This window comes from Flavobacterium sp. FlaQc-28 (assembly GCF_044007415.1).
In the GTDB taxonomy this organism is placed as follows: Bacteria; Bacteroidota; Bacteroidia; order Flavobacteriales; family Flavobacteriaceae; genus Flavobacterium.
The window spans coordinates 40,240-52,637 of record NZ_JBIPCM010000002.1 but is presented as its reverse complement, the minus strand read 5'-3'; the positions used below and the strand labels follow the sequence as shown (position 1 = coordinate 52,637).

Here is a 12,398-nt window from a genome sequence, read left to right as displayed (position 1 = left end):
TCATGAGAACAAAAATTCAGGAAATCAAGAACAATTCTATCACTAACGCGACTAAAAAGTGTTTTCAAATGGCGATCTTATTGCTTTTGAGCTTCACTTCTATTCAAGCTCAGGATAAAAAAGCCAAAGATTTATTGAACGAAGTGACTTCTAAAATAAAAAGCTACAACAATATTGTAATCGATTTTAAATATTCTTTGAATAACGCAAAAGAAAATATTAATCAAGATAGTAAAGGAAATGTAACCATGAAAGGAAATCAATATGTATTGAACTTTATGGGTGTAACTAAAATATTTGACGGACAAAAAACATATACTATTAATCCTGAAGACGAAGAAGTTACTATTTCTAAAGTAAATGAAAAGGATGACAACGCGATCACACCTTCAAAAATGTTGACTTTTTTCAATTCTGGCTACAAATACAATATGGATATTGTACAAAATGTTAAAGGAAGAAAAATCCAGTACATCAAACTTGCTCCTACAAACGCAAAAGACCAAAGAAAAGAGATTCTTTTAGGCATTGATGTTCAAACAAAACACATATACAACTTAATTGAAACTGGAAAAAACGGAACAAAAACTACTTTAACCGTTAATTCTTTTAAAACCAATCAGCCTTTATCAAAAAATCAATTTATCTTTGTAGCGAGTAAATACCCGAAATACTACATCAATAAATTAGATTAATTACAAGGTTGAAAATTTTAGACAAATACTTACTAAAAACATTTCTGATTACGTTTACTACGGTATTCGTAATCCTTTTTTTTATATTCATATTACAAACGGTATGGCTTTTTATTGCAGAACTTGCAGGTAAAGATCTTGACTTTATATTAGTTATCAAATTCCTGCTTTTCTCAATGCCGCGTATTATTCCGCTGGTTTTACCTTTATCAGTTTTATTAGCTTCGATTATGAGTTTCGGAAATTTGGCCGAAAACTATGAATTTGCAGCGATGAAATCATCTGGAATATCGCTTCAAAGAGCCATGAGAGTCCTGATTGTTTTTATATTCGTTTTGAGTATTGTAGCCTTTTGGTTTGCCAACAACGTTATTCCTTATGCTGAATATAAATTTGTTAATTTCCGAAAAAATATCGCTCAGGCAAAACCTGCTATGGCAATTGCCGAAGGACAATTTAACGATGTTGGAACTTACAATATTAAAGTAAATAAAAAATCCGGCGAAAACGGAAACATACTAACCGGCGTTACTATTCATGAAAAATCGAACAACGTTGGAGAAAACAAAACTGTTATCAAAGCCAAAGACGGAGAATTAATTAGTAATGAAAATTCTAGTATCTTAAAACTGGTTTTGAATAATGGTTATTACTATCAAGATGTTACTCCAAAAAAATACGAGGATCGTGCCAAGCTTCCATTTATAAAAGCGGCTTTTAAAAAACACATCATCAACATTGATTTATCCGAATTAAATAAAGTTGATGACAGTAAAGAAAGTATTGCCGGAACAAATGCAATGCTAAACGTAAATGAACTGCGCTATACTTTAGACTCATTAAGCAAAAATCTAGATACCGAAATTATTTCATTTTCTGAAAACATCAATCAGCGTGTTGGAATTAGAAAATCGATAGCTCCAATCAATGTAGATAAGGCTAAAAAGAAAAAAGCTTTACCAAACGACCTTTTGTCTTTATACACAAATAAACAAAAGTCTGACATCCTAAAAATGGCCAGCAGTAATGTTTCCAGCAACATTTACTCAATTGAATCGACTCAAAAAGATCTGAAAGACAAACAGCGCGAAATCAACAAACACTTAACAGCATTATATGAAAAATTCGTAATTGCTTTTGCTTGCTTTTTAATGTTTTTTATTGGCGCACCATTAGGAGCTATTATCCGAAAAGGAGGACTTGGATTACCAATTGTTTTTGCAGTTTTAATTTTCATTTCTTTTCATTTCATCAATACGTTTGGAAAAAGATTATCGCAAGAAGGCGGAATGTCTCCATTTATGGGATCATGGATGTCTTCGTTTATATTACTCCCATTAGCTGTATTACTTACTTATCGTGCTACAAATGACAATGGATTGATTAATTTTGATGCGATAACAACTCCTATTTCACAACTATTTCAAAAAATTGCTGAGCGGTTTTCACCAGCTCAAAATAAACAATAATTATGTCAACAAAAATTCAACTGAATACTATTGAAGAAGCCATAGAAGATATTCGTCAAGGTAAAGTAATCATTGTAGTCGATGATGAAGATCGCGAAAACGAAGGTGATTTTTTGGCCGCTGCCGATAAAGTAACGCCGGAAATGATCAATTTTATGGCTACTCACGGACGCGGATTAATCTGTACACCACTTACAGAAAGCCGCTGTAAGGAACTTGATTTACGTGCAATGGTTACAAACAATACAGATCATATGGAAACTGCTTTTACTGTTTCTGTTGATTTAAAAGGTAACGGAGTAACGACAGGTATTTCGGCAGCAGATAGATCTAAAACTGTTCAAGCATTAGTTGATCCAAGTACAAAACCACATGATTTAGCTCGTCCTGGTCACATTTTTCCTTTAGTAGCTAAACAAGGCGGTGTTTTAAGAAGAACCGGCCATACAGAAGCCGCTATTGATTTTGCAAGACTAGCTGGTTTTAAACCTGCTGGTGTAATCTGTGAAATTTTAAATGAAGACGGAACAATGTCTCGTTTACCAGAACTTTTTAAAGTGGCTAAAAAATTCGATTTGAAATTAGTTTCGATAGAAGATTTAGTTGCCTACAGAATGCAGCACGACAGCTTAATTATTAAGAAAGAAGATTTTGATATCGAAACTCGTTTTGGCACTTTCCGTTTAAGAGCATACGAACAAACTACAAATAAACAAATTCATATTGCGTTAACTAAAGGAACATGGAATCTTGGTGAGCCAATCTTAACGAGAATTCACTCTTCACAAGTAAACAACGACTTATTAGGCACATTAACCAACAATGCTGAACAGCAGTTAGACGATATGTTTAAAGTCATTAACGAAAATGGAAAAGGTGCTGTAATCTTTATTAACCAAGATATGACGGCTGTAAACTTACTAAACAGAATTTCTGAACTTAAGGTATTACAATCACAGGGAACTTTGAAAGCTCCAAAAGTAATCATTGATAGTAAAGATTACGGAATTGGTGCTCAAATACTCCATGATATTGATATTTCAAAAATTAGATTAGTTTCTAACACAGAGCAAACAAAACGCGTTGGAATGATTGGATATGGTCTTGAAATTACTGAATACGTAACATATTAATTTATGGGAACATTAGAAGAAAGAATTTCAAAATCGGAAACTCATATTTTTAAAGCGGTTTTTCCTATTACAACAAATCATTATGACACTTTGTTTGGTGGTACAGCACTTCATCTTATGGACGAAGTTGCTTTTATTTGCGCTACGCGATTCAGCCGAAAGAAAGTTGTAACGATTTCAACTGGCCAAATTGATTTTAAAAAAGCAATTCCAGCTGGTACATTAATCGAATTAGTAGCAAATGTTGTCAGCGTTGGAAGAACAAGTTGTAAAATTCACGTTGATATTTTTATGGAACAAATGTATTCAGAACTTCGCGAAACGGTAGTTTCAGGAACTTTTTCGTTTGTTGCAGTGGATGAAAACAAAAAACCAGTGCCGATTTTAGACAACTTAGAATAATTTTTTCAAAAACCTGACTTTCGGAAATACTGATAATTAGACACTTGAAAATTATCTTAAAAAACTCAAAAAAAAAGTCCAAAAAAAGTTTTTATAACCGAAAAACCGTCTTATATTTGCACCCGCAATCAGACAATGATCGCGACATACTGGAGAAATGGCAGAGCGGTCGAATGCGGCAGTCTTGAAAACTGTTGACTGTAACAGGTCCGGGGGTTCGAATCCCTCTTTCTCCGCTGAAATTCAAAACCCTTAACTTTGTTAAGGGTTTTCTTTTTTATAGCATTTTTTTTTTAGAAATAGTTCCAAAAAAATTTTCACAATTCAAAAAACAACTTATCTTTGCACTCGCAATCACAAAATGATAGCAACATACTGGAGAAATGGCAGAGCGGTCGAATGCGGCAGTCTTGAAAACTGTTGACTGTAACAGGTCCGGGGGTTCGAATCCCTCTTTCTCCGCTGAAGGCTTAAAAAGAGACTTTTCAAAGTTTACAAAAAAGGCTAAAATTCACGGTAAACCCTGCAAATCAAACGATTTGCAGGGTTTTTTCTTTTATACGCATTTTCAATATTTATAAAAAACAACAAAATCTTTGTGGCATATTCGTGGCACATTTTGAATGGACTTGATACCATTTCTGCCACAAAAAACTAAGGCGAATTTTTCTTAAAGCGTTTAAATGGGTTAGAAAAAAAAAAGCATACATTATTTTTACTGCCTTACATCAATAACATCTCTAACTTTTAAGAAGATGAAAAATACCAGGAAAAAATACAGCACCGAGTTTAAAATCTGGGCCGCCAAGACCTGTATTGACTATAAAAGCGTACGGCACGCGGCCGATAAACTGCGAATCAACAAAAACAGCCTGCAGCACTGGAAAAACCAATTCCGAGACGGCAAGCTCACCCTGCAGCAGACACCAAGTTCAGATTTGGATAGAAATGAAATAGCCAGACTGCAGAAGGAACTCAAAAACATCAAACTGGATCGGGATGTTTTACAGGAAGGCGCCGATCTCCTTCATCAGGGCAGACGCGCCAGATATCTGTTTATAAAAGAAAATACAGGCAGATTCCCCGTTGGGAAGATGTGCCGAATTTTTCAGGTAAATCCCAGCTGCTATTACAAATGGGTAAAAGGACTACCGACTAGCAGGGCGGAACGCAGGATTTTTATTGCATCAGAGATTTCTAGAATTTACCACTGGAGTGAAGGCAGATATGGAAGCCCGAGAATAAGCAGAGAATTGGCCGCACTAGACATAAAAGTATGCCCTTCGCTGGTCAGAAAGATAATGGCCGAACAGCAGCTCTGCTGGATTGCAAAATTAAAATTCAAAAGAACCACGCTCTCCTCTCCCAAATATCCTGCGGCAGAGAATTTATTAAATCAGGATTTTAAGGTGAGCGGACAAAACCAGGCATGGGTCTCAGACATCACCTACATCAGGACTGCGGAAGGATGGGCATATCTCACCACAGTCATAGATTTATTTGACCGAAAAGTTATAGGATGGTCATTAAGCAAAACCCTGAAGTCAATGGACACCAGCGTCGATGCTTTAAGAAAAGCCCTGCTAAACCGTCCCTTGCTTTCGGACCAAAAATTAATCTTTCATTCTGACAGGGGAATACAGTATGTTTGTAAAAAGTTTACACGTATATTATCAAAAAACAGTCAAATCCTACAGAGCATGAGCCGAAAAGGAAACTGCTACGACAATGCTGTCGCCGAGAGTTTTTTCAAAACGCTTAAGACAGAACTGGTATACCAGCATCAATATAAGAACAGAAAACAAGCCAAAAAGTCAATTCATGATTATATTGAAAATTTCTATAATACAGCAAGAAGACATTCAGCACTTGGAAATCTGACGATGGAAGAATTTAAAAAAAACATCTTATTCTAAGATAGATTTTACTTAATTTCTATCTCTCTTATTTGATTACTTTTATTAATTACCAACAAAAAAATAGAATTTAGATGTTCAATAATTAAACATGAATTATTCACAATCATAATTTTCACTTCTAATTTTAGTTATAATCCGTTTGAAAAAATAAAAAAACCTAGAATAATAGCGAATTGGATATTTGAATTAAAAGAAAAAGAGATACTTACAAAATATGTCTTTTTTTTTACTAAAATTGCAGAAGTACTTATTGTAGTTTTTTTGACAAAATTAACTCTATCAATTTTCATTACAAATATTCTATTTATAAAGAACCTAACATAAAAATTTTAAATATGGAAATAATTACTTCTCATTATCTTAACAAAGCAGATTTGCTAACAAAGTACAAAGAGATTTTGGAAAAGTATTATCATTTAGTTGACACAAGTTCAGAGTATCGTTCATCGCTTTCAAAGCTAGATGAAATATTAGGCTTATTAGATGTTGATTTGACATTTTTAATTGAGTGGCCATACGTAGATAAAGTGTATAGAGATACCTTTTATCATTATTATGCCTCCAAAAAACATGATTATAGCCGTATGTCTGTTAAAATTTCAATATTCTCAGACGGAGTAAAGGAAGATCAGTTTTATAACATTGGGGGGCTTGAGTTTCTGCGAGGAAGCTATTTAGGTTTTTTTACATTACGACCAACATTTCCATCCATTTTAGGCCGAAATGTAATCTCTCCATTAGCCTTTGGTGAAACGATTTTAATTTGTAGCACTAAATTACCTTCAACGGCTAATGGAGTAAAATTTCAAAGTATAGGTTTTCCACATTCCTCTCAAGATGGTGAGATGATTACATGTGCTGAGACTACAGTTTGGTCGATTATGGAATATTTTGGTAATAAATATAGTGACTACAAACCTTTGTTGCCTTCATTAATTAATAAAACACTAGGAAAGTTTTCATTTGAGCGTCTTATCCCATCGAAAGGTTTAACGGCTGGCCAAATTTCATATGCTTTAAAAGATTTTGGTTTTGGAGTTAAAATCTATTCTGCACATGCATATGGAACAGAATTTATGAAGATTTTAAAAATGTATATAGAATCAGGAATTCCCGTAGTTGGTGCGATGCAAAATGGACGAATCGGACATGCAGTGAATGTTATTGGTAGAGTTGATATTGTTGCCGCGGATGTTGCCGCACTTCCAATAGTTATTAAGAAAAATAATATTGAGTTAAGTGAGTTTGCTGATTTGGATATAGAATATGTATTTGTTGATGATAACCATGCTCCCTATCGTAAGGCTAAATTGACTACTCCAAGTTCGTACTATGTTGGTTATCCTGAATGGGCAGGTTGTACTATTACAAATTTTATAGTACCTTTGTATCCGAAGATTTATTTGGAGGCAGGAGAAGCAAGAACAAAATCTATTTCATTAATTGAAAATAGTAATTTAATCAAAGACAAGAAAATTTGTATCAGAACATTTTTAGCTTCCAGTCGTTCCTTTAAAGATCATTTACATTTTTCGGATTTACCGCTTGTTATTAAAAAACTTTTTAATAGTTTAGTTGTGCCAAAGTTTATATGGGTTACTGAAATATATTATGATGGTAGTTTAATGGATGGTAAATGTAATGGTTTAGTTGTGCTAGATGCTACAGAACCAAAGAAAATGGGTATTATTACTTTTATTATTGAAGATACTTTGTGTCTTTATAATTTTGAAAAGTATTTTAAAATAGGAGCACAATATTTTACTAATTATAATCAAAATCTTCGAAAATATGAAAAATGAAAAAACAATAGTATTGGAAGAGTTAATTAGAAGCCTTGATTTGGAAAAGGATTTAATCCCTATGGAAGAAGCTGATAAAGAGGCTATTATTTCCAAAATTGAAGATGATGTAGAAAAATATAGGATTAATAATTTTAAACGTGTGATTGAATCACAAGAAGAGATTGCTAATTTTGTATTAACATCCTAAGTTAGGATTAAGAGACAACTAAGGCGCCAAAAGGCGCCTTTTTTTGATTATAATAATGACTTTCCAAAAATATTGAATTTGATCTTTTATTATTATTAATTATCTTATTTCCAGCACAATTACAAGAAAGTATCAACGCTTCAAAATTGAAATATTACCGCTTAAATTAGATTGATTTAAAGAAGTAATAATATATGTAATATTGTATAAAAGAATCGAATCCTTAGGGTTTAAGTGCTTGTTGTTAAATTATAAAATACCTATTCCAAAACAATTTTTGTTTTTGTCGGCTTATTTTCACCTCTAGGAAAAATTAAAACAAATGCATTATACGTGTTATCGAAGTAATGATATGTAAAGTCTACATTACCGTTCAAGGTTTTGAGATTGATAGAACCATTAGTTTTCCACTTCTTTTTTAAAAAAAGATGATCTTTTATAAATTCCCATTTATAACCAAAATTTTCTGGCCATTCAATTGAACCAAAATTGTTTAAAAAGGATTCGGAATGGAATGCATTTCGAAAATCTCCATTAGGTATTTTTCCCTTTTCCGACAAATTTTTAAGAACAAGTAAAGCGCATCTGAATTTTGAATCCTCTACATAGCGTCTAAAAGTAGCATGCGCTGAAGCTCCAAAATGATTAGATAATTGCATTACTGACGGCATTCCCAATTCAAATTTTTTAGCGTGATTTTCGAAACGATCATTTTGGAACAGAGTTACTGAGGCAAAATAGTTTGCTTCTTGTTCAAATTCTTCATGAGTATCAGGATCTAAAGTTTCATCATCGTCTAGAAACTCCAAAGTCTTATTCTGCCATGGAAGAACATTATGGCCGGTTTCGTGCAAAGTAACAAAGTTTTGTCGGCTACTTATTTGATCCATGTCAAGATAAATAACTTTTTCACGGCGATCTAAAAAACCTCGAATTTTTGACAAACCTGATTTTAATGCTTCAGAAAAATGCGAGCTCTTATATTTTTTCTCTAATGATTTTAAATCAATACCACCAGCTATATAAAGCTCAGAATGCTGAACAATTTTCTCAATTGGCGTTGGAAAAACATCAAGTGACTTAGAAGATTTTAAAATGTCATGTGAAATATTGTCTATATCTTTTTTAGAGTGTAGAATCATTGGCCTTCTTGTATCTTAAAAATTTAATAAAATCGACAACATCTTGAGCTTCTTCGTCAGTGAGTTTGTCTTTATAAAAAGCTATTTCTTTCTCAAAAAAAGTTTGCTTTGGCGGCTCAGTATCATCACTCTTTTCAATAATACCAGCTGCATGTAGTAATACGTTTAAATCAATTTTATAAACATTCGCTAATTTATATAGTATACTGGCAGAAGGTTTTTTAATTTTTTCATTCTCTAACTGACTTAGATAAGCATTAGAAATACCGGTAGCAATTTCAACGTCCTTAAGTGTTAAGGAAACGTTTTCACGCGTACTTTTCAAGGTTTTGCCTAAAGTTTCCATAATTATTTTTTTTTACAAAGTTATTAAAGATATTAATTATACCAAAACTTACGTTAATTATTTTTAGAAAATTATATCAAACTACTTGTTTGATATAATTAGATTATGTATGTTTGCATCATATTAATTACTTAATCTAATAAATTAACTATAACAAATGATAATAAAAAAACCCAGAACCGTTTGCACCGGTGCTGGGTTACATGCGAGGGATAAAGTTTTTGCGGACTTCTTATTGACAGGCTTATCACCTAAGTCAACCCTTCTTTTCGTGGTTACAAAGTTAAACGTTTATTTAAACTGTACAAGTTAACCTCGATTTTTTAGCACTTTAAGGCAAAAAACAACTCCGCCCTAATGTAAAAATGGAGATAACTATATAATTAAAAAAGTCGAAAGACGTAAAATTTTAGAAATTATGAAAAATCAGTTTAAATTAAACGACAGATTGTTTGAATCAGAGAATTCAAAAATTACCGGCAAAGAAATTCTTACTAAAGCAAGATTAGTTCCTATTGAGGACTATGAATTATTAATTAAAGTGAATGAAAACGGTTTTGAACCCATTGAATTGACTGAAGTTATAGATTTACATAGTCCTGGTTTAGAAGGTTTTTACGCAAAGCCATATGCGAAAATCATTATCTATGTAGATGAAGTAGCCATTGAAGTTGAAGAGGTATTCCTAACTCCAAATGAAATTTTGAAACTTTCAGGAAAAGTAGTTAAAAACTTTTACATGGTTCAAATTGATGATGAAATCGAAATTGGTTACAAAAATGATAGAGAACACAAAGTAGCCATTAAAAATGGGTCGAAGTTCGTTACTTATGAAGTTGAAATAATAGACATTCACGAACATTGTCAAAATAACGAACCTGTTCCAGGAGGATGCAAATACAAGATTTTAATTGACCGTGAACCTTATGTAGTTGATGAACAATGTTTGACAGGTAAAGAAATTTTACTACTAACTGGAAAAACGCCTCCTGATAGATTCCAATTACGTCAGAAATTCAAGGACGGTAGAGTTGTTACCATCAAAAATGATCAAAAAGTTTGCTTCACTGAGCCAGGAATAGAGAAGTTTAAGACTATTCCTCTTGACCAAACAGAAGGTGAAGATAAGTTATTAAGGCGAGAATTCGAGCTATTAGAAGAAGACGAAGCGTACCTTGCTAAACTTGAACTTCCATGGGAAACGGCTAAATTATCAAACCAAAACTGGGTGATAATTCATAACTATCCAATTGCAGATGGCTACAATGTTACGACAGCAACAATGGCAATTAGAATGATTGGAGGTTATCCGACTTCGGGATTAGATATGGTTTACTTTAATCCTCCTTTAAGCAGAGTTGATCAGCTTCCGGTTGGTGCGTTATCGAATTATCCGCTTGATGGAAAAACTTACCAACAGTGGTCTCGTCACAGAACAGCAGCAAACCCTTGGCGTGCAGATGTCGACAACTTGAGCACCCATGTTCCTCTAGCTGATTTTTGGCTTAGTAATGAATTTGTAAAAAGACCTAGACGTGCATTATCAGCTTAGATTTGCCGGTAAGCACTACAAAAGCCTTCAGCAACATCTCTTTCCCGGTGACGGGAAAGAGGCTGTCGCTGTAGTATTATGTGGCCGGTACGAAAGAGATGGTATATCCATTTTGCTTACCCATAAAATAGAACTCATACCGCACAACGAATGTGAACGTGATTCTAATTTTGTTCGTTGGAAAACTGAACGAATTATACCATTGTTGGAAGAAGCAGAAAAGCACAATTTGGCTATTTTAAAAATCCATAGTCATCCTACTGGTTATCCTCAATTTTCCAAGACAGATGATGAATCAGATAACGAGCTCTTTCAGTCTGTTTTTGGTTGGTGTGACTATGATGGTGTACATGCATCTGCTGTTATGATTCCTGATGGTAAAATTTTCGCAAGGGTTTTTACATCTTCAATGGAAACTTTCCCAATGAATAAAATTTCGATTGTCAGCGATGTTATTACAATCATTGAAAATGAGTTGGTGGCCGAAGATGAATTTTCATTAAGAACTCGTCAAGCATTTGGCGATGCAACTTACCAAAAGCTTAAGCAGATGAAGATTGGAGTTGTAGGGTGTTCTGGAACCGGCAGCCCAATTATTGAACAATTGGTTCGTTTAGGTGTTGGTAGTATTGTTATTATTGATCCTGATATTGTTGAAAAGAAAAATTTAAATAGAATCTTAAACACAACTATCGATGATGCAAAAAATAGCAGAGCTAAAACGGATGTACTTTATGATGCGATTAATAAGATTGGACTAGGTACCACCGTAAAAAAGTATAATATAAATATTTTTGATAGCCGTGAGGTATTGGATGATTTAATAACCTGTGATACAATATTTGGCTGCGTTGACAGTGTTGATGGGAGACATTTGATTTCTCAATTGACCAATTTTTATCTTATTCCTTACTTTGACATAGGTGTCAGATTAGATGCTGATGGTAAAGGAGGAATCAAAAGCATCACTGCTAGTATACACTGTATTCAACCGGGTTGTTCTTCCTTATTCAGTAGAAAACTATATACATCCAAAAGATTAGCAGATGAAAATCTTCAGCGTCAAAACCCTGAAGATTTTAGAGAGCTTGAAAAACAAGGATATGTTCATAATGCCAATGTTGACAGACCTGCCGTAATTAGTATTAATATGCAAATTAGTAGCATGGGAGTTAATGAGTTTTTGAATCGGTTACATCCATTCAAAGATGAATTACCTGAAGCCTATGCTAAAGTAACCATGGATTATACCAGAGGCTGCATCATGAATGAATCCGAGAATGACTTTGAACAGGATTTGCTATCTGATAAATGGGTCGGCCGAGGAGATTGTAAACCCTTTTTAAGATTAACTGAATTATAATGAAAAAAATTTTAGATTTTTTTAATTGGTTCGCTAAGGCTTGGAGCTCATTTGTGAGTTCCGAGCCAAAACCAATTAAAGTTACAGATAGTAAAACTTCAGATTATCAAATTGATTACGCAGAAGATGTACCCGACGAAATGAAAGATAATACAATCTATATTATACAAGATGGATTGAATCCTGAATCCCTTGCTTTCAAATGTCCTTGTGGTTGCTATTCCGATATAATCCTTAACCTTTTAGAAGACGCTACTCCAAGATGGAAATTCGAGATAATATCTAAAGATTCACTAAATATTTTTCCTTCGATTTGGCGAAAAAATGGATGCAAAAGTCATTTTTTTATAACCAATAGCAAAGTTAGATGGGTATAAAATTTTAA

At 33.4% G+C, this 12,398-nt stretch carries 12 protein-coding genes and 2 tRNA genes; 12 read left to right on the top strand and 2 right to left on the bottom strand.

The features are described from left to right. The first annotated feature begins 2 nt into the window (after positions 1-2). The 9 genes from ACHRVL_RS06115 to ACHRVL_RS06075 all read left to right on the top strand — a co-directional run bounded on the left by ACHRVL_RS06115 (position 3) and on the right by ACHRVL_RS06075 (position 7,610). The gene (locus tag ACHRVL_RS06115; protein WP_395411151.1) at positions 3-695 is read left to right on the top strand and encodes an outer membrane lipoprotein carrier protein LolA; all 693 of its coding nucleotides are present in this window, start codon (positions 3-5) and stop codon (positions 693-695) included. Between the two features lie 8 nt (positions 696-703). Continuing rightward, entirely contained in the window at positions 704-2,164 is a 1,461-nt protein-coding gene (locus ACHRVL_RS06110; RefSeq protein WP_395411150.1) for an LptF/LptG family permease, read from the top strand. Positions 2,165-2,166: 2 nt separating this feature from the next. Continuing rightward, the gene (gene ribB, locus ACHRVL_RS06105; protein ID WP_395411148.1) at positions 2,167-3,297 is read left to right on the top strand and encodes a 3,4-dihydroxy-2-butanone-4-phosphate synthase; all 1,131 of its coding nucleotides are present in this window, start codon (positions 2,167-2,169) and stop codon (positions 3,295-3,297) included. A 3-nt stretch (positions 3,298-3,300) separates the two neighbouring features. After that, the gene (locus tag ACHRVL_RS06100) at positions 3,301-3,699 is read left to right on the top strand and encodes an acyl-CoA thioesterase (RefSeq protein WP_395411145.1); all 399 of its coding nucleotides are present in this window, start codon (positions 3,301-3,303) and stop codon (positions 3,697-3,699) included. Positions 3,700-3,850: 151 nt separating this feature from the next. Continuing rightward, positions 3,851-3,935 (top strand) — tRNA-Ser (locus ACHRVL_RS06095). A gap of 141 nt (positions 3,936-4,076) precedes the next feature. After that, positions 4,077-4,161: transfer RNA gene (locus ACHRVL_RS06090), tRNA-Ser, on the top strand. 293 nt (positions 4,162-4,454) lie between these two features. After that, positions 4,455-5,615 (top strand): IS3 family transposase, encoded by a 1,161-nt coding sequence (locus ACHRVL_RS06085; RefSeq protein WP_395411143.1) that lies wholly within the window; start codon positions 4,455-4,457, stop codon positions 5,613-5,615. Between the two features lie 338 nt (positions 5,616-5,953). Continuing rightward, on the top strand, positions 5,954-7,420 hold the full coding sequence (locus tag ACHRVL_RS06080) for a hypothetical protein (RefSeq protein WP_395411141.1): 1,467 nt from the start codon (positions 5,954-5,956) through the stop codon (positions 7,418-7,420). Beyond that, positions 7,410-7,610, top strand: a complete 201-nt coding sequence (locus tag ACHRVL_RS06075) for a hypothetical protein (protein WP_395411140.1) — start codon at positions 7,410-7,412, stop codon at positions 7,608-7,610. Before ACHRVL_RS06080 ends, ACHRVL_RS06075 begins: the two co-directional genes overlap by 11 nt. Before the next feature lie 260 nt (positions 7,611-7,870). Here the strand turns inward: ACHRVL_RS06075 and ACHRVL_RS06070 are convergent, their stop codons facing one another. After that, positions 7,871-8,752 carry an ImmA/IrrE family metallo-endopeptidase gene (locus ACHRVL_RS06070; protein ID WP_395411138.1) on the bottom strand — a complete coding sequence of 294 codons (882 nt, stop codon included), beginning with the start codon at positions 8,750-8,752 and terminating at the stop codon, positions 7,871-7,873. Then, positions 8,736-9,098: a helix-turn-helix domain-containing protein gene (locus tag ACHRVL_RS06065; protein WP_395411136.1), complete on the bottom strand. Its 363-nt coding sequence runs from the start codon at positions 9,096-9,098 to the stop codon at positions 8,736-8,738. Before ACHRVL_RS06065 ends, ACHRVL_RS06070 begins: the two co-directional genes overlap by 17 nt. A gap of 418 nt (positions 9,099-9,516) precedes the next feature. Between ACHRVL_RS06065 and ACHRVL_RS06060 the strand changes: the two genes are divergently transcribed. From ACHRVL_RS06060 to ACHRVL_RS06050, 3 genes are read left to right on the top strand one after another with little or no spacing between them, the layout of a single operon-like run. After that, positions 9,517-10,650 (top strand): multiubiquitin domain-containing protein, encoded by a 1,134-nt coding sequence (locus tag ACHRVL_RS06060; protein ID WP_395411134.1) that lies wholly within the window; start codon positions 9,517-9,519, stop codon positions 10,648-10,650. Continuing rightward, the gene (locus ACHRVL_RS06055; RefSeq protein WP_395411131.1) at positions 10,634-12,013 is read left to right on the top strand and encodes a ThiF family adenylyltransferase; all 1,380 of its coding nucleotides are present in this window, start codon (positions 10,634-10,636) and stop codon (positions 12,011-12,013) included. The genes ACHRVL_RS06060 and ACHRVL_RS06055 overlap by 17 nt, the downstream gene beginning before the upstream one ends. Then, the gene (locus tag ACHRVL_RS06050) at positions 12,013-12,390 is read left to right on the top strand and encodes a DUF6527 family protein (RefSeq protein ID WP_395411129.1); all 378 of its coding nucleotides are present in this window, start codon (positions 12,013-12,015) and stop codon (positions 12,388-12,390) included. The genes ACHRVL_RS06055 and ACHRVL_RS06050 overlap by 1 nt, the downstream gene beginning before the upstream one ends. Positions 12,391-12,398: the final 8 nt, after the last annotated feature.

Coding starts and splice junctions, on each gene's coding strand:
- ACHRVL_RS06115 (WP_395411151.1), top strand. CDS start 3: ATGAGAACAAAAATTCAGGAAATCAAGAACAATTCTATCACTAACGCG.
- ribB (WP_395411148.1), top strand. CDS start 2,167: ATGTCAACAAAAATTCAACTGAATACTATTGAAGAAGCCATAGAAGAT.
- ACHRVL_RS06100 (WP_395411145.1), top strand. CDS start 3,301: ATGGGAACATTAGAAGAAAGAATTTCAAAATCGGAAACTCATATTTTT.
- ACHRVL_RS06085 (WP_395411143.1), top strand. CDS start 4,455: ATGAAAAATACCAGGAAAAAATACAGCACCGAGTTTAAAATCTGGGCC.
- ACHRVL_RS06080 (WP_395411141.1), top strand. CDS start 5,954: ATGGAAATAATTACTTCTCATTATCTTAACAAAGCAGATTTGCTAACA.
- ACHRVL_RS06075 (WP_395411140.1), top strand. CDS start 7,410: ATGAAAAATGAAAAAACAATAGTATTGGAAGAGTTAATTAGAAGCCTT.
- ACHRVL_RS06070 (WP_395411138.1), bottom strand. CDS start 8,752: ATGATTCTACACTCTAAAAAAGATATAGACAATATTTCACATGACATT.
- ACHRVL_RS06065 (WP_395411136.1), bottom strand. CDS start 9,098: ATGGAAACTTTAGGCAAAACCTTGAAAAGTACGCGTGAAAACGTTTCC.
- ACHRVL_RS06060 (WP_395411134.1), top strand. CDS start 9,517: ATGAAAAATCAGTTTAAATTAAACGACAGATTGTTTGAATCAGAGAAT.
- ACHRVL_RS06050 (WP_395411129.1), top strand. CDS start 12,013: ATGAAAAAAATTTTAGATTTTTTTAATTGGTTCGCTAAGGCTTGGAGC.